This window comes from Saccharopolyspora sp. SCSIO 74807 (genome assembly GCF_037023755.1).
Taxonomy (GTDB): domain Bacteria; phylum Actinomycetota; class Actinomycetes; order Mycobacteriales; family Pseudonocardiaceae; genus Saccharopolyspora_C; species Saccharopolyspora_C galaxeae.
Map to the genome: position 1 here is coordinate 6,309,030 of NZ_CP146100.1, position 18,796 is coordinate 6,327,825.

The 18,796-nt window shown below is 71.7% G+C and carries 18 protein-coding genes; 4 read left to right on the forward strand and 14 right to left on the reverse strand.

Annotated elements, in window-relative coordinates; all coding sequences use genetic code 11:
* The first annotated feature begins 83 nt into the window (after positions 1-83).
* Positions 84-995 carry an SDR family oxidoreductase gene (locus V1457_RS28885; RefSeq protein ID WP_338598293.1) on the forward strand — a complete coding sequence of 304 codons (912 nt, stop codon included), beginning with the start codon at positions 84-86 and terminating at the stop codon, positions 993-995.
* A gap of 102 nt (positions 996-1,097) precedes the next feature.
* On the opposite strand, the gene V1457_RS28890 is transcribed toward V1457_RS28885, so the two are convergent.
* Complete coding sequence (locus tag V1457_RS28890; protein WP_200072158.1) at positions 1,098-1,895, reverse strand: metalloregulator ArsR/SmtB family transcription factor; 798 nt, start codon at positions 1,893-1,895, stop codon at positions 1,098-1,100.
* A gap of 177 nt (positions 1,896-2,072) precedes the next feature.
* Here V1457_RS28890 and V1457_RS28895 point away from each other — a divergent pair, with 177 nt between their 5' ends.
* Positions 2,073-3,017, forward strand: a complete 945-nt coding sequence (locus V1457_RS28895) for a carbon-nitrogen hydrolase family protein (RefSeq protein WP_338598295.1) — start codon at positions 2,073-2,075, stop codon at positions 3,015-3,017.
* 221 nt (positions 3,018-3,238) lie between these two features.
* Here V1457_RS28895 and V1457_RS28900 read toward each other — a convergent pair whose 3' ends face one another.
* From V1457_RS28900 to infC, 11 genes are all read right to left on the reverse strand, one after another.
* Complete coding sequence (locus tag V1457_RS28900) at positions 3,239-4,483, reverse strand: FAD-binding oxidoreductase (RefSeq protein WP_200072102.1); 1,245 nt, start codon at positions 4,481-4,483, stop codon at positions 3,239-3,241.
* 117 nt (positions 4,484-4,600) lie between these two features.
* A complete protein-coding gene (locus tag V1457_RS28905; protein WP_338598298.1) occupies positions 4,601-6,052 on the reverse strand; it encodes a helix-turn-helix domain-containing protein in 1,452 nt (483 codons plus the stop codon).
* A 2-nt stretch (positions 6,053-6,054) separates the two neighbouring features.
* Entirely contained in the window at positions 6,055-6,693 is a 639-nt protein-coding gene (locus tag V1457_RS28910) for an HAD-IA family hydrolase (protein ID WP_307850204.1), read from the reverse strand.
* A 129-nt stretch (positions 6,694-6,822) separates the two neighbouring features.
* Complete coding sequence (locus V1457_RS28915; protein ID WP_338598301.1) at positions 6,823-8,247, reverse strand: protein kinase domain-containing protein; 1,425 nt, start codon at positions 8,245-8,247, stop codon at positions 6,823-6,825.
* A gap of 143 nt (positions 8,248-8,390) precedes the next feature.
* Positions 8,391-9,005 (reverse strand): DUF6518 family protein, encoded by a 615-nt coding sequence (locus V1457_RS28920; protein ID WP_200072099.1) that lies wholly within the window; start codon positions 9,003-9,005, stop codon positions 8,391-8,393.
* Positions 9,006-9,120: 115 nt separating this feature from the next.
* Entirely contained in the window at positions 9,121-11,613 is a 2,493-nt protein-coding gene (pheT, locus tag V1457_RS28925) for a phenylalanine--tRNA ligase subunit beta (RefSeq protein WP_200072098.1), read from the reverse strand.
* Positions 11,614-11,648: 35 nt separating this feature from the next.
* Positions 11,649-12,716, reverse strand: coding sequence for a phenylalanine--tRNA ligase subunit alpha (pheS, locus tag V1457_RS28930; RefSeq protein WP_295146438.1), 1,068 nt, complete (start codon positions 12,714-12,716; stop codon positions 11,649-11,651).
* Between the two features lie 252 nt (positions 12,717-12,968).
* A complete protein-coding gene (locus V1457_RS28935; RefSeq protein WP_338605147.1) occupies positions 12,969-13,763 on the reverse strand; it encodes an RNA methyltransferase in 795 nt (264 codons plus the stop codon).
* A 74-nt stretch (positions 13,764-13,837) separates the two neighbouring features.
* A complete protein-coding gene (gene rplT / locus V1457_RS28940; protein ID WP_200072096.1) occupies positions 13,838-14,206 on the reverse strand; it encodes a 50S ribosomal protein L20 in 369 nt (122 codons plus the stop codon).
* Between the two features lie 115 nt (positions 14,207-14,321).
* A complete protein-coding gene (gene rpmI / locus V1457_RS28945; protein WP_200072095.1) occupies positions 14,322-14,516 on the reverse strand; it encodes a 50S ribosomal protein L35 in 195 nt (64 codons plus the stop codon).
* 194 nt (positions 14,517-14,710) lie between these two features.
* A complete protein-coding gene (gene infC / locus V1457_RS28950) occupies positions 14,711-15,337 on the reverse strand; it encodes a translation initiation factor IF-3 (protein ID WP_233627980.1) in 627 nt (208 codons plus the stop codon).
* A gap of 464 nt (positions 15,338-15,801) precedes the next feature.
* Between infC and V1457_RS28955 the strand changes: the two genes are divergently transcribed.
* Positions 15,802-16,128, forward strand: coding sequence for a DUF1844 domain-containing protein (locus tag V1457_RS28955; RefSeq protein ID WP_200072154.1), 327 nt, complete (start codon positions 15,802-15,804; stop codon positions 16,126-16,128).
* Between the two features lie 4 nt (positions 16,129-16,132).
* Here V1457_RS28955 and V1457_RS28960 read toward each other — a convergent pair whose 3' ends face one another.
* Positions 16,133-16,657 carry a formaldehyde-activating enzyme gene (locus tag V1457_RS28960; protein ID WP_338598308.1) on the reverse strand — a complete coding sequence of 175 codons (525 nt, stop codon included), beginning with the start codon at positions 16,655-16,657 and terminating at the stop codon, positions 16,133-16,135.
* Positions 16,658-16,919: 262 nt separating this feature from the next.
* Complete coding sequence (locus V1457_RS28965) at positions 16,920-17,306, reverse strand: RidA family protein (protein WP_200072093.1); 387 nt, start codon at positions 17,304-17,306, stop codon at positions 16,920-16,922.
* A 143-nt stretch (positions 17,307-17,449) separates the two neighbouring features.
* Between V1457_RS28965 and V1457_RS28970 the strand changes: the two genes are divergently transcribed.
* On the forward strand, positions 17,450-18,763 hold the full coding sequence (locus V1457_RS28970) for an amino acid deaminase (RefSeq protein ID WP_338598311.1): 1,314 nt from the start codon (positions 17,450-17,452) through the stop codon (positions 18,761-18,763).
* The last annotated feature ends 33 nt before the right edge of the window (positions 18,764-18,796 follow it).

The following is an 18,796-nucleotide window of genomic DNA, read 5'->3' on the forward strand; positions in this document are numbered from 1 at the left end:
CGAACCGCCGGTCCGTTGTTAACAGACTGGCGGTCTGTTAGGTTCGCCGCTGTAACAGCCCAGCGGTCTCTTAGGGGTTCGACATGTACCAGGTGCACGACCAGAGCGGGAAACTCGCCGTTGTGACCGGCGCGAACAGCGGGACCGGCAAGGAAACCGCCCGGCGGCTGGCAGGTGCGGGCGCGCACGTGGTGCTCGCGGTGCGCACGCCGGACAAGGGCGAGCAGGCGCGCGCCGACATCCTCGCCGAGCATCCGCGCGCCGAGGTGGAGGTCCGCCGCGTCGACCTGGCCGAGCTCGCCTCGGTGCAGGAGTTCGCCGATGGCCTGCTCAGCGACGGGCGGCCGCTGGACCTGCTGGTGAACAACGCCGGCGTGATGATGCCGCCGCACCGGATCGAAACGGCCGACGGCTTCGAGCTGCAGATGGGCAGCAACTACCTCGGCCCGTTCGCGCTGACCGTGCGGCTGCTGCCGCTGCTGCTGGACGCGACCGCGCCGCGGGTGGCCACGATGAGCAGTGCCGTGGCCAATAGCGGCCGGATCAACTTCGACGACCTGCAATTCGAACGCGGCTACGGTCCGATCGCGGCCTACGCGCAGTCCAAGCTCGCCGACCTGCTGCTGACCAAGGAGCTCGCGCGGATCTCGGCCGCGCGCGGCTGGCCGCTGCTGTCCACCGGTGCGCATCCCGGCTACACCCGGACGAACCTGCAGACCTCGGGGCCGAGCCTCGGTGGCGAGCCGAGCGCGCTGATGCGGACCGTAACGAAGCTGACGCCGTCGCAAGGCGTGGTGCAAGGCTCCGAACCGCTGCTGCACGCAGCGACCGGCCCGGACGTGGTGGCCGGCGGTTACTACGGCCCGCGGTGGTCGTTGGTCGGCCCGAGCCGGGCCGCTCGCCCGCCGCGCAAGGCGCTGGACAAGGCGGTCGCCGAACGGCTGTGGGCCGAATCCGAACGCCTCACCGGAGTCGCCCTGCCCGCCCGCACCTGATGACCCGGGGCACGACGACCACACCCACCTCGCGGGCGGAGGGGACACCTGTTCCGCGCCCGACTGCGGAAGGAGGCCGAGTGCCGAGCACGCTCAGCGCTTTCACTCCGCGGCTTCGAAGAGCGGTTTTCCCGTCTCCAGCAGGGATTTGAGGCTGGCGAGGATTTCCGGCCAGCCGTGGCCGACCATCTCGCGGACGGTGCTGCCGGGCTCGAAGCCGTCGTGCACCACGGTCAGCTTGACCATGTCGCCGAGCGGTTCGATCTCGAAGGTCACCTTGGAGCGCCGCTCCTCGCGCAGTTTCGCCGCGACCTCCTCGCCGACGCCCACGGCCTGCGCCCATTCCGGTGTGAAGGTGTGCCAGGTGTAGGAGAGCTTGCGGCCCGGCTCGGCTTCGAGGACGACCTGCTGCGGGTCGGTGGTCCGCTGCCCGTTCTCCGTCCAGGTCATCGCCGAGCCGGGAGTCCAGTCGGTGTCGAAGGTCAAGCCCCAGTAGCGGATGGTGAAGGCCGGATCGGTCAGCGCCTGCCAGAGCTGCTCCGGCGTGGTGCGGATGTAAGTGGTGTAGACGAAAGCGTCGCTGCTGCTCATCGGCGGCTGCTCCAATGCGGTCTTCAAGTCGGCGAGGGCGTGCGCGCGCTCGCGGTCGTACTGGTTGATCCAGCGCTCGGCGATGGCGTTGATCGGCTCGGCGTTGAGGTAGTGCAGCTTCTCCCTGCCACGCCGCAACGTGGTGACGAGGTTGGCCGCCTCCAGCACCGCCAGGTGCTTGCTCACCGCCTGCCGGGTCATCTCCAGGCCCGCGCACAGTTCGCGCAGGCGTTGCCCGTTGCGGGCGTTCAAACCGTCGAGCAACCTGCGCCGGTTCGGGTCGGCGAGCGCCCGGAAGACCTCGTCCATGTGCACCACGGCCAAACATGCAACCAAACGGCTGCGTCAGTCAGACAAGCAGCCATCCGGTTGCGTGTCAACACCGCCGAGGAGGCGGGTGGCGATGTGTCGACCGGCCGCCGCCGGCGTGGGTAAGTTCTCACCCCGGCCCAGCGGGCGGCAGCACCGAGCAGGCAGGAGAGCGGAATGAGCAGCGACGAACCGCAGATCGTGCGAGCCGCGGTGGTGCAGGCCGCGCCCGTCGCGTTCGACCGGGACGCCACCCTGGACAAGGCGGCCGAACTCGTCCGGCAAGCCGCCGCCGGAGGCGCCGAGCTCGTGGTGCTGCCCGAAGCGTTCGTGTCCGCATACCCGCGCGGCATCACGTTCGGCGCAACCGTCGGAAGCCGCTCCCCCGAAGGCCGCCGCTGGTACCGGCGCTACTGGGAGTCCAGTGTGGACGTTCCGGGGCCGGCGACCGAGCGGCTCGGCGGAATCGCCCGCAAGCACGGGACCCACCTGGTGATCGGAGTGATCGAGCGCGGCCGGGGCACGCTGTACTGCACCGCGCTGATGTTCTCCGCGGACGGCGAGCTGCTGGGCAAGCACCGCAAACTCATGCCGACCGGCGCGGAACGGCTGGTCTGGGGATTCGGCGACGGTTCGACGATGCCCGTGGTCGACACCTCGCTGGGACGGCTCGGCGCGGTGATCTGCTGGGAGAACTACATGCCGCTGATGCGGATGCACATGTACTCGCAAGGCGTCCAGCTCTACTGCGCGCCCACGGCGGATCCGCGCGAAAGCTGGGTCGCGAGCATGCGGCACGTGGCCGCCGAAGGACGCTGCTTCGTGCTCTCGGCCAACCAGTTCACCCGCCGCAGCGACTATCCGGACGACTACCCGCTCGACGTGCCCGCGGACGAGGTGCTCTCACCCGGGAACTCGCTGATCGCCTCGCCGCTGGGAGAGCTCATCGCAGGTCCGTCGACCGGCGCGGAAACCGTGCTGCACGCCGAACTCGACCTCGGCGCGATCCCGGAAGGCAAGTACGACTTCGACGTGGCCGGGCACTACGCCCGGCCCGACGTCTTCCGCCTCACCGTCGACACCCGGCCGCAGGATCCGGTGGAGCACACCGATCCGGACTGAGTCACGGTGATTTCTTGGTTCTTGTCTTGTCAGCGGTGAAGCCGCTGAGCAGCGAGCATGCAAGCAACCGGCACCGCCGCGGGTTCTCAGCGGCTTCCTCGCGAGGACAGCGATTTCGCCGCGTATGGGCATACGTCAGAAATCGATCCCACAGCGAGGAAGCCGCTGAGGTTCCGCTACCCGAACCGCTACGCAAATCCTTCCGAGGGACTCTTGCAACCTCAGCGCAGCGGGTTGAAGGGCTTGAGTGGATCCGGCTGCTTGCCGGTGACGATCTGGTCGGCGAGCAGTCGTCCGGTTTGCGGGCCGAGGGTCAGGCCCCACATGCCGTGGCCGCCCGCGACGAACACTCCCGGCGCGGCGGTCGCGCCGATCAGCGGCAGCCCGTCCGGGGTGACCGGCCGACCGCCGACCCAGTCGTCGCGGCGCTGATCCCAGTGCACCCCGGTCAGCAGCGGCTTCGACGAACGCACGATCGCCTCGATGCGCTCCGGGTACACGCGCGCGTCGGGTGAGCGGAACTCCATCGTGCCCGCCACGCGCAGCCCGCCCTGGTACGGCGTGCAGGCCACGCGCACCGAGGGCAGGTAGATCGGGCCCGGAACGGGCTCGTCGGTGGGCACGGTGAACGAGTAGCCGCGGCCTGCGCGGACGGGGGTGCGCACGCCGAGCGGTTTGGCCAGCGAACTCAGCCAGGCGCCGGTGGCGAGCACGACCGAGTCGGCCCGCAGGCGCTCGTCGCCGGAGATCAGTGCGACGCCGCCCTGTTCGCGGCGCACCTCGTCGACGTTGAAACCGGTGCGGATCTCGCCGCCGCGGGCCTCGACCGAACGGGCCAGCGCGCGCACGAACTCGCCCGGGTCGACGTAGCGCTGCCCCTCGATCCGCATCACCGCGCCGACCTGCTCGGACAGCTGCGGCACCGAAACGTCCGCAGTGGACGGTTCAGCGATCTGCACGTCCTGGCCGAAGGAGCGGACCAGCTCGAACTCGCGGCGCAGGTCGGCGACCTGCTCGGGGTTCTCGAACGCCGCGGTGATCGGCGCCGGGCGGGTCGGGGCGTCCACGCCGCCGTCGGTGAGGGCGTCGAACGCCTCCAGGCACTCGTTGTTCATCGGCACGAACGGGCGCATCGCGCGCTGCCAGGCGGGCATCGTGCAGTGCTTGGCGAACCGCGCGAGGAACGCCCACAAGCTCGGATCGACCCGCGCGGGCACGTACAGCGGGGCGTTGCGGTCCAGCAGCGAACGCAGCCCGTAGCGCAGCACGCTCGGCTCCGGCAGCGGGATGGAGAACGCCGGGGCCAGGTAGCCCGCGTTGCCCCAGGACGAACCGGCCGCCACGCCGTCGCGGTCGACGACGGTCACCTCCACGCCGTGCTCCTGCAAGAACCACGCCGTCGAGAGTCCGACGGCGCCGGCTCCGGCGACCACCACCCGGCGCGGTGCCTGATCGGTCCCGTTCATGCCTGCTCCCTTCGCTCGGTCCAGCTCCGAGCATGACCGGGAACACAGCGCTGATCGTTGTCATCTGCGCACAATCCGAGCGCGCCGCGTTGGCATCCGGGCACTACTCCGCGGCCGCTAGGCGACGCGCAGCGCGATCACCAGGGCGAGTCGTTCGTCCGGATCGTCCAGGTCGAGCGTGGTCACCTCGGTCATCTTGCGCAGCCGGTAGCGCACGGTGTTCGGGTGCACGCCCAGCCGCGCCGCGGCCGCGACCTGGTCGCCCTGGGCGTGCAGGACCGCACGCAGCGTCTCGGTGTAGCGAGTGCCGTTCGCCGCGTCGTGACGGCGCAGGTCGGCGACCGGCCCGCGCGGAGGGATGCGGCCGCCGGAAGCGGCGTTGCGCAGCCGCCGCAGCAGGATCTCGTGCCACGCGCGCTCGTAGGAAACGATCGGATCGGAGCATTCCAGCGCCAAGCTCTCGTCGGCTTCCTGCCTGCTCACCGGCAGTTCCAGCGGGCTCGCCGCGCCACCGATCCCGGCCCGCGCGGAGGCAGGCACCCCGCGCATCAACTTGCGCACCCACTCCGCGGCGGGCACCTCGCCGGGCAGCACCGTGTAGACCGTGTTCGAGAACAGCGCGCTGCGCCCCGGCCTGCCCCAGCCGAAACCGGCGGTGGCCCGCTCGAAGGCGACCAGCACCGCGGTGTCTTCCGCCTGCAACGCCACGACCTGGAAGTCCTCGCCGCGCAAACCGAGCCTGCTCAGTACCGCCGCAGCGTCGTCCTTGCCCTCCAACAGCTCGATGACCAGGTCCGATTCGATCCGCCGCTCGAGGTCGGCCGCGGCCCGCGCGCGCAGCATGTGCAGCGACGCGGTGCCTGCCCCGGTGCGCAGCGCGGACTCCCGCTCGCCGGTCAACGGCTCCGGGACCTCGACCCAGATCGAACCGAGCAGTTCCCGCCCGGCGCGGACCGCGATGACGACCCGGCCGTGGAAGTCGTGCGCCGGGATCGGCTCCACGAACAGCGGCGCGTCGGAGGCGGCGAGGTGCGCGTGCACACCGCGGGCGGTGAGTTCGGCGCGGATCTCGTCCGGCACCCGCCTGCCCAGGATCGTCGCCATCCGCGCCTGGTCGGCGGTCTCCTGCCTGCTCGAATACGCCAGCACGCCGGAATGCTGGTCCTCGATGGTCACCGGGCCGCCGACCGAGCCCGCGAGCGCGTCCGCCAGCGCGAACAGATCCGTCGGGCCGCCTTCCCGCGCCTCCAGCACCAGCCCGTACACCACGCCCGCGAGATGACCCCACGGCACCTCCGGATCGACGAGCACGACCGCGACGCCGCGTTCGCGTGCGATGTCGAGCACTGCTTCGTCGGCCCGGTGCACGACGACCGCAGCGGCCCGGGTGGCCGACAGCAGCTCGCCGAGCGCGGTATCCGGCACGCCGACGGTCAGCAGCACCTCGTCCGGACCGGCCGGTTCCTGCAGCGCGACGCTGCGGAGTTCGACGTCGCGGCCGCGCGGGGCGCAACGCAGCCGCGCGCCGTAGCCGCCGAGGACGTTGATCAACCGGTCCAGGGTGACCATGGTCAGACGAGTTCCAGCAGTTCCGGCAGCGACGGCAGCGACGGCAGCGACGGCAGCGACGGCAGCACGATGTGCGCATCCTCCAGCTCGGACTCCGAGTGGGTCGTGGTCACCGCGGCGACCATCGCGCCCGCCGCGCGGCCAGCGGCGATACCTGCCGGAGCGTCCTCCACGACGAAGCATCCCGCCGAGGCCGCGCCGAGCGCGTCCGCGGCCGCGCGGTAGCCCTCCGGATCGGGTTTGCCGCGGCGGACGTCTTCGGCGGCGATCAGCACGTCCGGCTGCGGCAGGCCCGCCGCGCGCAGCCGCTTCGCCATCAAGTCGCGGCCGCCCGAAGTCACCGCCGCCCAGCGGTCCAGGTTCGCGAGGAGGTGCGCGGCTCCGGGCACGGCGACCACGCCGTCGACGGCGTCGGACTCCAGCTCGGCGATCTTCGCGAGCACGTCGCCGCGGACCGGCTCGGGGAAGAACTCGGAGACCACGTCCACATCGCGTTTTCCGTGGCACACCGCCAGAATCGCGGCCGCGTCCGCGTCGAACCCGGCGGCCACCTCCGTCCAGACCCGCTGCACGATGGCGGTCGAATCGACCAGGGTTCCGTCGATGTCGCACAACACTGCGCGTTCCTGCTGCTCACGCACCAGAGCAGACTCTCACGCGCCGCCAGGTGAGACGAGACCGGGCGAAATCACCGCGCCGTGCCGCGAAACCGCGCGCGGGAGTGCCCGCCTGCGACTTCGTGAGGATTCGGCGTCGTCCCGCACCTGTCCTCAGCGGGTGCTGCTGCTGAGCACCGTCGTCGCGGCGATCTTCCACGTGTCGCCGTCGCGGGACAGCGTGTAGCGGGTGGGTTCTTCGACCACGCGGCCATCGTCGAAGTGGTAGGTGACCGTGGCCTGCGCGGTGTTCGGGCCCTCGGTCGACACGGCCGAGGTCTGCACGCTCTCGACCGGGTCCCAGAACTCCTCGAAAGCGTCGTAACCGCCTGCGTGGTTGGTCTGGTAGTCCGGGGTGAGCCGTTGCCAGGCCGCGTCGATGTCCTCCGGCATGAGCGCGTAGTACTCGGACACGACCGACTCCGGCGTCTGCGGTGCAGCGGGCTGCGGCGGCGGGCTCGGCGCCGGAGCGGGTTCCGGGCGGGGCTGCTCGGCCGGGGCGAGCGGTCCGGCGATGTCCTCGGCGGTCAGCAACCCGGTCAGCACCGCGGCACCGAACCCCGCGCCGACGACCACCAGCGAACCGGCCAGCACCAGGCCGTAGCGGCGGCGCTTCGACGGTTCCGCAGCGGGCTCCGTCGCGGGCTGCGCGGGTGGTGCGGGCGTCGCCGCCGGTTCCGGCTTCGGCGGTGCGGCAGGAACCGCCGTGAACGACTCCGGCAGCGACCTGCCGTCCGCCACCGCGGCGAGCGCGTCGGCGGTCTCCCGCATGGACGGCCGCTGCGCCGGTTCGGTCGCCAGCAGCCGCAGCAGCACCGGAGTCAGATCGCCGCCGTCGGCGGGTGGTTCGAAATCACCGGCGGCCACCCGGTGCAGCAGCGCGATCGAATTCTCCCCCAGCCCGAACGGCGGATTCCCCTGCAAAGCCGCGTACAACGTGGAGCCCAGCGAGAACACGTCGGTGCGGAAATCGGCCTTGCCGCCCTGGGCGACCTCCGGCGCCAGGTACGCGGGAGTTCCGGCCAGCACTCCGGTGGTGCTCGCGTCCCCCATGGCGCGGGAGATGCCGAAGTCGGTGATCTTGGTGATGTCCTCGGCGACGAGGATGTTGCCGGGTTTGATGTCGCGGTGCACGATCTCCGCGTCGTGCGCGGCCGCGAGCGCGCCCGCGACGTCCGCGCCGAGCTTGGCCACCTCGGCGACCGGCAGCGTGCCGCGCTCGGCCAGCACCGCGTCCAGGCTCCGCGAAGCCAAGTGCTCCATGATCAGGCAGGGGCGGCCGTCGTCTTCGACCACGTCGTAGACGGCGATCGCGTGCCGGTGCATCAACCGCGCGGTGATCCGGCCCTCGCGCATCGCGCGGCGCTTCATCGCCTGCACGTCCGCGTCGCTGGCCGACTTGCGCAGGTGCAGTTCCTTCACCGCCACGGTGCGGTTCAGGCGCTCGTCCCACGCCTTCCACACCACGCCCATCGCACCGCTGCCCAGCCTCGACTCGACCCGGTAACGATCCGCGACCAGCCGATCCTGCGCGCTCATGAGCCGACTCCTGCACACCACTGCGTAGCGATCACGTCACGATCGACTTTGCCAGGTCCCGCGGGGTGCCGCCGAACCGGGTGCGGCGATCGACCGGCGTTGCGGTGAACGGTCGCCGCGACAACGCCATCCGGCGCAACCGCCTACAGGCTCGTGTAGGTCGCGTAGAACGCCACCGCGACGAGCGCAGTGCCACCGGCGCCGAGCAGCACATCGCGCGCAGCGACGCTGCGCTTGACGAGGGTGACGACCAGCAACGCGATTCCCAGCACCGCGATTGCCGTCCAGTAGAACCATCCCGTGCTGCGGGAGACCACGATCAGCCCGTACAGCCCTTCGCCCACGGCTATGCCGGACAGCAGCGCAGCACCCGCGGCGGCGCGCGGACCGCGACAGCGCAACCAGGCGACGGCGACACCCACGAACGGACCGACGACCAACCCGATCACGCCGAACATCAGCGGGTTGTAGGTCAACCCGCGAAGCGCGGCGGCCACCGTGTAGCCCAGCACCAGCGACACGAAGCTCACCGGGCCGAACACCGCGGACGGCAACGTCGGCTCCCGGGCGAACCAGATGATCAACGCGGTCAGCAGCGTCCAGCCGCTGGAGGAGTTCGCCAGCGGATCCAGCGGGCCGAGCGAACTCTGCGCGAAGGACGTCAGCCCGCCCAGCAGCAGGCTCGCGAGGACGACGGCCGCCGACTTCACCCCCAGGCGGGCAGCGGAACCCGCAGCGGCGGTCGATTCAACACTCATGATCAGAGGCTAGTTGCGCCCCGCGGACCGTGGGGCGCGGAACGTGAAACGGCCCGGTGCGCTCGCAAGCACACCGGGCCGTCGCAAGCTCAGCCGCGCAATGCGGCTCGAAAGCTCAGCCCCGCAGCGCGGCGCCGAAGCGGGATTCAGCGGCGCGGACCGCGGAATCGCGGGCCTCGGTCGCCTCCTCCTGCTTGAGCGTGCGATCGGCCGCGCGGAAGCGCAGCGCCAGCGCCAGCGACTTCTTGCCCTCGGCCAGCTGCTCGCCCGCGTAGACGTCGAACAGCCGCACATCCTCCAGCAGATCGCCGCCACCGGAGCGCACCACCTCGACCAGCTCCGCCGACTGCACCGCCTGGTCCACCACCAGCGCGACGTCCAGCAGCACCGGCGGGTACGCCGAGATCGACGGGGCCGGGCGCGGATCGGTCAGCGGCAGCGCATCCAGGTCGAGCTCCATCGCGCAGGTCCGCTTGGGCAGGCCCAGCGCCTCCAACGCCTTCGGGTGCAGTTCACCGGCGTGGCCAACGACAGTGCCGTCGACCTTCAAATCGGCGCAGCGACCCGGGTGCCACGGCGCGAGCGAACCGGTGGTGACCTCCAGCTCGACGTTCGCGGCACGGGCCACGGTGCGCGCGGCCTCGACCGCGTCCGCCCAGCCCGCGGCACGGCCCGAGCCCCACCAGCCGGCACGTTCGCGCTGGCCGGACAGCACCACCGCCGCGTGCGTGGGCTGCTCCGGCAAGGCCGCGTCGAGCTCGGCGAGCAGTTCCTCGGACGGGCGCTGCTCGACGCCGACCTCCGGCACCGCGGGCTGCTGCTCGCCCGGCAGCACGACCTGTCCGATGTGGAACAGCGCCAGATCCCGCTGGCCGCGGGAAACGTTGCGCTGCAACGCATCCAGCAGCCCGGGCAGCAACGTCGTGGCCAGCTCGGAATGGTCCGACTCCAGCGCGTTGAGCAGCGCGAGGGTGCGGCGGCGCGGATCGTCCTCCGGCACGCCCAGCTTCTCCAGCGTCGCCGACGAGGTGAACGGGAACGGCAGCACCTCGACGTAGCCGTCCGAGGCGAGCCGCCGCGAGATCGCGCGGCGCCGCCGCTGCAACGCGGTCAAGCCGCGGCCCGCGGGCGCGGGCGGCAGCACCGACGGGATGGTGTGGTAGCCCTCCAACCGCAGCACCTCTTCGACCAGGTCCGCGGGCCGGGTCAGGTCCGGGCGCCACGTGGGCGGGTACGCGGTGACCAGCCCGACGCCCTCGTCGGAGGTGCCGACCTCGATCCGGCAGCCGATCTGGTTGAGCCGCCGCGCGGTCACGCCGCGCTCGTAGTTCACCCCGGCGATCTTGTCCGGCAGCGCCAGCGGCATCGTCACCGGATCCGGCGCCAGCGGCTCCCCCACGTCCGTGCGGCCCTGCGCGACGCGCCCCTCGCCGTAGCGAACCAGCAGCTGCGCGGCCATCTCGGTGGCCACCGGCGCCACCGCCGGATCCACCCCGCGCTCGAAGCGCTTGCCCGCCTCGCTGGGCAGTTTGTGCCTGCGGATCGCGCGGGCGATGCTCGCCGGATCCCAGTTCGCCGCCTCCAGCAGCACGTCGTGGGTCTCCGCGCCGATCTCGGTCCGCGCGCCGCCCATCACTCCGGCCAGGCTCACCGGGCCGGTCTCGTCGCAGATCACGACGTCGTCCGGGTCCAGCTCGTGCGACACGTCGTCGAGCGTGGTCAGCTGCTCGCCCTCCGCCGCGCGGCGCACCACCACGTCGCCGGTGAGCTTGGAAGCGTCGAAGGCGTGCAGCGGCTGCCCCAGCTCCAGCATCACGTAGTTCGTGACGTCCACCGACAGCGAGATCGAACGCACCCCGGCCAGCGCCAACCGCCGCCGCATCCACCACGGCGTCGGCGCGGTCGGGTCCACACCGGTAACGCGGCGGAACACGAACCGCGAGCACGCGCCCGGGTCGTCGATGCGCACCGAACGCGACGGGCGCTCGTCCTCCGGCACGTTCCGCGCCGCCGGGTCGCCGAACGGCACGTCCAGCGCGTTGGACAGCTCCCGGGCGAGACCGCGCACCGAGAAGCAATAGCCGCGGTCCGGGGTGATGGACAGCTCGATCACCGAGTCGTCCAGCCCCACCAGCTCGGTCGCGTCCGCGCCCGGATCTGCGACGCCCGCGGGCAGCACCAGGATGCCGCTGTGGTCCTCGCCGATGCCCAGCTCCTTGGCCGAGCAGATCATGCCTTCGCTGACGCGGCCGTAGGTCTTGCGCGAGGAGATCTCGAAGCCGCCCGGCAGCACCGTGCCCGGCAGCGCCACGACCACCAGCTCGCCCTCGTCGAAGTTCGTGGCCCCGCACACGATGCCCTGGGTGCGCTGCTCGCCCGCGTCGTCCGCGCCGATCTCCACGCGGCAGAACCGGATCGGCTTCTTGAAGCCGCTCAGCTCCTCGACCTCGGCGACGCGGCCCACCACCAGCGGGCCGCTCACCTGCGCCAGGTGAATGACGTCCTCGACCTCCAGCCCGATCCGGACGAAGGCGTCGGCCAGGGTCTCGGCCGTGGCGTCCGCGGGCAGCTCCAGGTGCTCGGCCAGCCAGGAAACCGGAATCCGCACTTGCTCAGGTCCTTACTCTCTCGCGGCGGGACGGGTCAGGATTCGACGCCGAACGGCGCGGTGAACCGGACGTCGCCCTCGATCATGTCCCGCATGTCCGGGATGCCGTTGCGGAACTGCAGGGTGCGCTCCAGGCCCATGCCGAACGCGAACCCGGTGTACCGGCCGGGGTCCACGCCGCAGGCGCGCAGCACGTGCGGGTCGACCATGCCGCAGCCGCCCCACTCGACCCAGCCCGCGCCGCCCTTCTTCTGCGGGAACCACACGTCCAGCTCCGCGGACGGCTCGGTGAACGGGAAGAAGCTCGGGCGCAGCCGGGTCGCCGACTCCGGCCCGAACATCGCGCGGGCGAACGCGTCCAGCGTGCCCTTCAGGTGCGCCATCGTCAGGCCCTCGTCCACCGCCAGGCCCTCGACCTGGTGGAACACCGGGGTGTGCGTGGCGTCGAGCTCGTCGGTGCGGAAGGTCCGGCCCGGGCAGACCAGGTAGACCGGCAGGTCCCGGCTCAGCAGCGAGCGCACCTGCACCGGCGAGGTGTGCGTGCGCAGCACCAGGCCGGAGTCCTCCGGGGCGACGTGGAAGGTGTCCTGCATGGTGCGGGCCGGGTGGTCCTTGCCGAAGTTCAGCGAGTCGAAGTTGAACCACTCCGCCTCCAGCTCGGGCCCTTCGGCGACCTCCCAGCCCATCGCCACGAAGCTGTCCGCGACCTGCTCGATGAGCTGCGTGATCGGGTGCCGGGCGCCCGCCGGAACCCGGTTCGACGGGAGCGTGACGTCCACCGACTCCTCGCGCAGCACCCGCTCGTCCCGCTCGGCCTGCAACGCCGCGCGGCGCTCGTCGAAAGCGCCCTGGATGGCGTCGCGCGCTTCGTTGACCCGCTTGCCCGCGTCGGAACGCGCCTTCGGCGGCAGCGCGCCGATCTCGCGGCGGGCGGTCAGCAGCGGGGAACGCTCCCCCAGGTGCGCGGGCTTCACGGCGGCCAGCTCGTCGAGGCCGGCCGCTTCGTCGAACGCCTTGCGGGCCTCGACCACGGCGCGGTCGAGCGTCTCCGGCGCGAGCGCGGCGACCTCTTTGGGGTCGTACGAGTCGTTGGCTGCAGACATCGTTAGTGCATGACTCCCGTCGTTCGTCCGGCGTCACCGGTGCTGCGCAGTTCGGAATCCCGGGCACCCCGGAAGCCCGGCCGCCGGCGCGGTGTGGGTCCGCCGGCGCCGACCGGCGAGTTCCGCACTGCGAGCGCTCACTGGGTGAGTGACACGGGCGCGCCGCATCCACCTGAGTCTATGCGACCAGGTCGAGCACATTTCGCGCAGCCGGGTCACCGGCGTGTTCGTCCCGCGGGCGCAATCGCCGCTTCACCGTCCGTGGCGCCTGGCGCGTGCGGAGCCGTAGAGGCAGACCGCCGCGGCGGTGGCCAGGTTCAAGCTCTCCGCATCCCCGTAGATCGGCACCCGCAGCGAGGTGTCCAGCTCCGCGGAAACCTCCGGCGGCAGCCCGTGGGCCTCGCTGCCGAACACCCACGCGGTCGGAGTGCTCAGCTCGCCCTGCACCGCGGCGGTGTCCACGTCGTCCCGCGCGTGCCCGTCCGCACCGACCAAGCGCAGCCCGGCGTCCCGGCAGGCGCGGAGCACTCCGATCGCGTCCCGGTCCCGGGCGACGGGCAGGTGGAACAGGCTCCCGGTGGAAGCCCGCACCGCCTTGCCGTTGTACGGGTCCACGGTGTCCCCGGCGAACAGCACCGCGCCGGCACCCGCTGCGTCGGCGACCCGCACGACGGTGCCCGCGTTGCCCGGATCGGACACTCCCAGCAGCACCGCGACCAGCGCCGGGCGCTGCGCTAGCGCATCCGCCGCGGTGACCGCGGGAAGCTCGCAAACGGCGACGAGCCCCTGCGGAGTCACGGTCTCCGACAGCGACGCGGCGGCCTTGTCCGTCACCGTCCGCACCGGCACCCCGGCGGGGGTCTGCAGCCGTCCGGCCCGCTCGGCGGTGGCGAACACCTCGCGCACCCGGAACCGGCCCGCGGAGTGCGCGGCCAACGCCTCGCCCACCGCACGCGCGCCCTCCGCCAGGAACGCACCCGCGCGATCCCGGCCGACGCGGCGAGTGAGCTTGCGCGCGACAACGACCCGGGACGAACGCTCCGTCAGCGGTGTCGATGCGCTCGGCGCATCGGCCGCTGGAGCCGTCCTGGGCCGCTGATCAGCGTGCGCGCCCTCGGCGATCAGGCCACACCTTCCGGCAGGTGCTGCTTGGCAACGTCCACCAGCGCGGCGAACGCCTGCGGGTCGCGCACCGCCATGTCGGCGAGCACCTTGCGGTCCACCTCGACCTCGGCGGCCTTCAGGCCCTGCACGAAGCGGTTGTAGCTCAGACCGTTCTGCCGGGTCGCCGCGTTGATGCGGGTGATCCACAGCTTCCGGAAGTCACCCTTGCGGGCGCGCCGGTCGCGGTAGGCGTAGACGTTCGAGTGGAGCGTCTGCTCCTTGGCCTTGCGGTACAGCCGGGAGCGCTGGCCGCGGTAGCCGCTGGCCTGCTCGAGAATGCTGCGGCGCTTCTTCTGGGCGTTCACTGCCCGCTTGACGCGTGCCACGGTTCCGTCCTGTCGATCTCATCGGGGGCGGCGGGACCGCCCGGGGGCTGGAAGCACTGGGAAGCCGGTGCACCGGCGGAAGGTCCGCTCGGGGCGCGGCGTCCGCGCTGCGGTCTCAGCGGCCCAGGAGCCGGTTGACCTTCTTGACGTCGTTCTTGGCGACCGTTTCGGTGCCCTCCAGGCGACGGGTCACCCGGCTGGACTTCTTCTCCAGGATGTGGCGACGGCCCGCCTGCTCGCGGCGCAGCTTGCCACTGCCGGTGACCCGGAAACGCTTCTTCGTCCCGCTGTGGGTCTTGTTCTTCGGCATCTCTCATCCTTCTCATACGGGGTCCACCGCGCTTCTGGCGAGGCGCAGCGGACCTGATCGGGCCGATGGCCGACCGGTCGGTGCGCTACCGGCCGGCTGCGACGCCGACCGGTGCTACCGGCCGTCCCATCGTCGGGCTCCCGGTGCCGCGCGGGCGTCACCGGGTCGTCCGGCGGGAGGCGGGAGGCGAAGCGTCAGGACGCGGTCGCCTTCTGCTTGGTCTTGTTGGTCCGGTGCGGAGCCAGGACCATGATCATGTTGCGGCCGTCCTGCTTCGGCTTCGCCTCGATGAACCCGAGGTCGGAAACGTCGTCGGCCAGCCGCTCCAACAGCCGGAAGCCGAGCTCGGGACGCGACTGCTCGCGACCGCGGAACATGATCGTCACCTTGACCTTGTGACCCTGGCCGAGGAAGCGGGACACGTGGCCCTTCTTCGTCTCGTAGTCGTGCGGGTCGATCTTCGGCCGGAGCTTCTGCTCCTTGATGACGGTCTGCTGCTGGTTGCGGCGCGATTCGCGAGCTTTCTGCGCACTCTCGTACTTGAACTTGCCGTAGTCCATGAGCTTGCAGACCGGCGGGCGCGCCTGCGGGGCGACCTCGACAAGGTCCAGATCCGCTTCCTGCGCCAGCCGGAGCGCGTCCTCGATGCGGACGATTCCGACCTGTTCGCCGTTGGGTCCGACCAAGCGGACTTCGGGCACGCGGATGCGGTCGTTGATGCGCGTCTCCGTGCTGATGGGGCCTCCTCGGTTCGATGGTCGTCGCTGCTGCAGCCTCGGCGCGTGAAGCTCGCCCCTGGACGTGCAGCGATCCCGGCGCATTCCGGATTACCCGGAACAGCGCCGACCCTGCTCCTGCCGATCGAACCGGTACCGCGATACCGCTCGCACCACCCGTGCGCCGCACCGGTGGGACCGGGACCCGGCGACCTTCAGAAGGCGGTCACTCGGGTGGGAGCGGGGCTCCACTTGGCGCCCCGAACTACAACGGGGCTCGACTTTCGTCTCTTACTGTTGTGCCGGACCTGGTTTTCGGCCAGGCGCCCGGCCAGCCCCCGATTGCACGGGAGCTGTTCGTTCATGCCAGGGTAGCAGCCGTGAACGAACCGCAGTCGACCCCATCCCCCGGCGAAAATCCGGAGCTCCCGGGCGATTCCGGTGAGCCCGCGGATTTCGCGGGTTCCTCGGAAGCCGAATCCGCGGCGATGTCCTCGAGCACTGGGCTGCCCAGCGGTGGACTCCCGAGCGGGGTGCCTTCGAGCGGCGCCTCGGCCGCAGCCGACCCCATGGACAACGTCCGCGAACTCGTGGATGTTCCCAGCGTCGAGGTGATCAGCCGGGCCGCGGTGATGCTCATGTCGTCGGCCGCGGAGAAGCTCGGCCTCGGCGACGACGAACCGGACAGCGCGCCCGGCCGGGACCTCGACGAGGCGCGGCGGCTGATCACCGCGCTGGCCGGGCTGGTCACCGCCTCCGCGGAATACCTCGGGTTGCACGCCGCGCCGATCCGCGACGGGCTGCAGAGCCTGCAACGGGCGTTCCGGGAAGCCAGCGCGGTGCCGGACCCGCCGGGACAAGGCCCCGGGGAGAAGTACACCGGGCCGGTGCGCTGAGGGGTCATTCCCCGCCGTAGTGCGGGTGCGTGAGGTTGTCGCGCTGCTCGACCAGGCGGCGCGCCGCGTCCTTCGGCAGCCCGTGCACCGCCTCGCGCACCGCCAGACCCACCGCTTCGCGCGCCGACCAGCGCACCGCCGTCTCGTCCTCGGCGTCGTGGTCGAGCCACAGCGAGACGAACACCAAGGTCTCCTGGTCGGGTTCGAGCAGTCCGTCCGCGACCGAGTCCAGCACGCCCTGGGCCACCCCGACCTGGCAGGCGCCGCCGATCAGCGTGGCACTGCGCGCGGTGTTGGCGACCTCGTGGCCGACCAGCAGCGTCGGCGGCTGCACCGTCTCGCAGGAGGGGTGGTCCGGGCCCGCCGAGACCAGGATCGGCGCGAGCCGGTCCGCGGGCCGGGTCAGCGTGGTCACCAGACCGGCGACCGCGGTGCCGCTGCGGCGGGCCAGCACGACGATCGCCCGGCAGGCGTTGGGTTTGCGACCGCCCCAGCCTTGCGCGATCCGGCCGTCCGAGCTGCGGGTCATGCGCCCTCCCAGGAGTCACCGGCCGGGGCGCTGCCCGGCGGGCCGGGTAATGGTCTTGACCTTCCGAGCACCGCACGGGGATGTCAAGGTCGGCGCGACGAGCGGTCACCGGGCCACGACGAGCACCCGCGAGGCCCTCGCGACTTCAGCCCGGCTCCTCCGCTGCCCACCATCGTCGAGCGAACGGACCGTTCGACCAATCTAGTGGGACGAACGGTCCGTTCACTCATCGCCGAAGGCGGGCGCGGGGCGGTGGGGCCGGTCAGTCGCCGAGCACGGCGAGGGCGTCGATCTCGACGTCGAACCCGGGCAGGCCGACGTAGACGGTGGTGCGGGCGGGGAACGGCTCACCGACCACGCGGGCGTAGGTCTCGTTCATCTCGGCGAACTGCGACACGTCGGTGAGGTAGACCCGCAGCATCAGCACGTCCTCGAGCCCGGCGCCGCCGGCGTTGAGCACGGCGATCACGTTGCGCAGCGACTGCTCGGTCTGCTCGGCGACGCCTCCGGGCACCAGCTTGCCGGTGGCCGGGTCGACCGGGGTCTGCCCGGAGACCTGCAGGATGTTGCCCTTGCGCACGCCCTGCGACAGCGGGGTGCCCGCGGGCGGGGTCGGCGCGTCGCCGGTGGTGATCACGGTGCGGGCCATCGGTGCTCCTTCGTGGTGCGTGCTGCGTTCGGCGGCCGACCCGCGGGTCGCGGTGCGGCGGCCGGAAGATTCCATCAGATTCGTCTGGACCAATGCACTGCGGTGGTGCTTATCATCTCGGCGGCCCGATCTCTGGAGGTTCGTTGTCCGCGACGCCCGAAAGTCCCGGTATCGATGCGTCCGCTGTGGACGCGCTGCGCGAGGAACGGCTCGACTGGCGGTTCAAGGGCGTTCCGGCGGAGGCGTTCGGCCGCACCGCGGGGGAATTCCTGAGCGGCCGCCCGCGGCTCTTCGACGCCGGGTTCGTCGGCCCGCTGCTGGTGCTGGACGATTCCGCGCTCACGCACAACCTCGCGACGATGGCGCGCTGGTGCGAGCGGCACGGCGTGCTGCTGGCCCCGCACGGCAAGACGACGATGGCGCCGCAGCTGTTCCGCCGCCAGCTCGACCACGGGGCGTGGGGCGTCACGGCGGCGAACATCAGCCAGCTGCGGGTGTACCGGGCGTTCGGCGTGCGGCGGGTGCTGCTGGCGAACCAGCTGCTCGACCCGGCGGGGCTGGCGTGGCTGGCCGGCGAGCTCGACCGGGACCCGGAGTTCGAGGTGAGCTGCTGGGTGGATTCGGTCGACGGGGTGCGGCTGATGACCGAGGCGCTGGCCGGGCGCGGTTCCCGGCCGTTGGACGTGCTCGTGGAGCTCGGCTGGGAAGGTGCGCGGACCGGTGTGCGGTCCGTCCCGGAGGCGGTGGAGGTGGCGCGAGCGGTCGCGGAGTCGCCGGCGCTGCGGCTCGCGGGCGTCGGCGGTTACGAGGGTGCCGCCGCGCACGGCACCGCAGCCGCCGCGCTGTCCACTGTGGACGACTACATGGCGCGGATGCGGGAGGTCGTCGGCGAACTCGCGCGGGCGGAGCTGTTCGGCGAGGTGCAGCGGATCATCGTCACCGGCGGCGGCAGCGCCTACTTCGACCAGGTCGCCGAAGCCTTCGCCGCCGCGTGGCCGACGGCGAAGCCGGTCGACCCGGTGCTGCGCAGCGGCGCCTACGTGACCCACGACGACGGGCTGTACCGGCGGAACTCGCCGTTCGGCAGGCCGCACCGGCTGGCGGGCGAGGAGTCGCCGTTCCGCCCGGCGATGCGGATCTGGGCGCAGGTGACCTCGCGTCCCGAGCCGGGGCTGGCGCTGGTGACGATGGGCCGCCGGGACGTCTCCTTCGACCAGGACCTGCCGGAACCGCAGGTGCATCGCGGCAGCGACGGCGTGGTGCGCGAACTGCCCGGCTGCAAGGTCACCTCGCTGGCCGACCAGCACGCCTTCCTCGCGGTGGACGAGCCCGGGCCGCGGATCGGCGAATGGGTCGGGTTCGGGTTGTCGCACCCCTGCACGGTTTTCGACAAGTGGCCGCTGATTCCCGTGGTGGACGGCGAAGAAGTCGTCGACCTCGTCCGCACGTTCTTCTGAGTCCATCGCCGGGCCAGGCCCGGCCGCAGCCAC

What these genes read in the sequence shown, in the direction of transcription:
- V1457_RS28885 (WP_338598293.1), top strand. Translation starts at nt 84, where the DNA reads ATGTACCAGGTGCACGACCAGAGCGGGAAACTCGCCGTTGTGACCGGC.
- V1457_RS28890 (WP_200072158.1), bottom strand. Translation starts at nt 1,895, where the DNA reads ATGGACGAGGTCTTCCGGGCGCTCGCCGACCCGAACCGGCGCAGGTTG.
- V1457_RS28895 (WP_338598295.1), top strand. Translation starts at nt 2,073, where the DNA reads ATGAGCAGCGACGAACCGCAGATCGTGCGAGCCGCGGTGGTGCAGGCC.
- V1457_RS28900 (WP_200072102.1), bottom strand. Translation starts at nt 4,483, where the DNA reads ATGAACGGGACCGATCAGGCACCGCGCCGGGTGGTGGTCGCCGGAGCC.
- V1457_RS28905 (WP_338598298.1), bottom strand. Translation starts at nt 6,052, where the DNA reads ATGGTCACCCTGGACCGGTTGATCAACGTCCTCGGCGGCTACGGCGCG.
- V1457_RS28915 (WP_338598301.1), bottom strand. Translation starts at nt 8,247, where the DNA reads ATGAGCGCGCAGGATCGGCTGGTCGCGGATCGTTACCGGGTCGAGTCG.
- V1457_RS28920 (WP_200072099.1), bottom strand. Translation starts at nt 9,005, where the DNA reads ATGAGTGTTGAATCGACCGCCGCTGCGGGTTCCGCTGCCCGCCTGGGG.
- pheS (WP_295146438.1), bottom strand. Translation starts at nt 12,716, where the DNA reads ATGTCTGCAGCCAACGACTCGTACGACCCCAAAGAGGTCGCCGCGCTC.
- rpmI (WP_200072095.1), bottom strand. Translation starts at nt 14,516, where the DNA reads ATGCCGAAGAACAAGACCCACAGCGGGACGAAGAAGCGTTTCCGGGTC.
- infC (WP_233627980.1), bottom strand. Translation starts at nt 15,337, where the DNA reads ATGCGCCGGGATCGCTGCACGTCCAGGGGCGAGCTTCACGCGCCGAGG.
- V1457_RS28955 (WP_200072154.1), top strand. Translation starts at nt 15,802, where the DNA reads ATGGACAACGTCCGCGAACTCGTGGATGTTCCCAGCGTCGAGGTGATC.
- V1457_RS28960 (WP_338598308.1), bottom strand. Translation starts at nt 16,657, where the DNA reads ATGACCCGCAGCTCGGACGGCCGGATCGCGCAAGGCTGGGGCGGTCGC.
- V1457_RS28965 (WP_200072093.1), bottom strand. Translation starts at nt 17,306, where the DNA reads ATGGCCCGCACCGTGATCACCACCGGCGACGCGCCGACCCCGCCCGCG.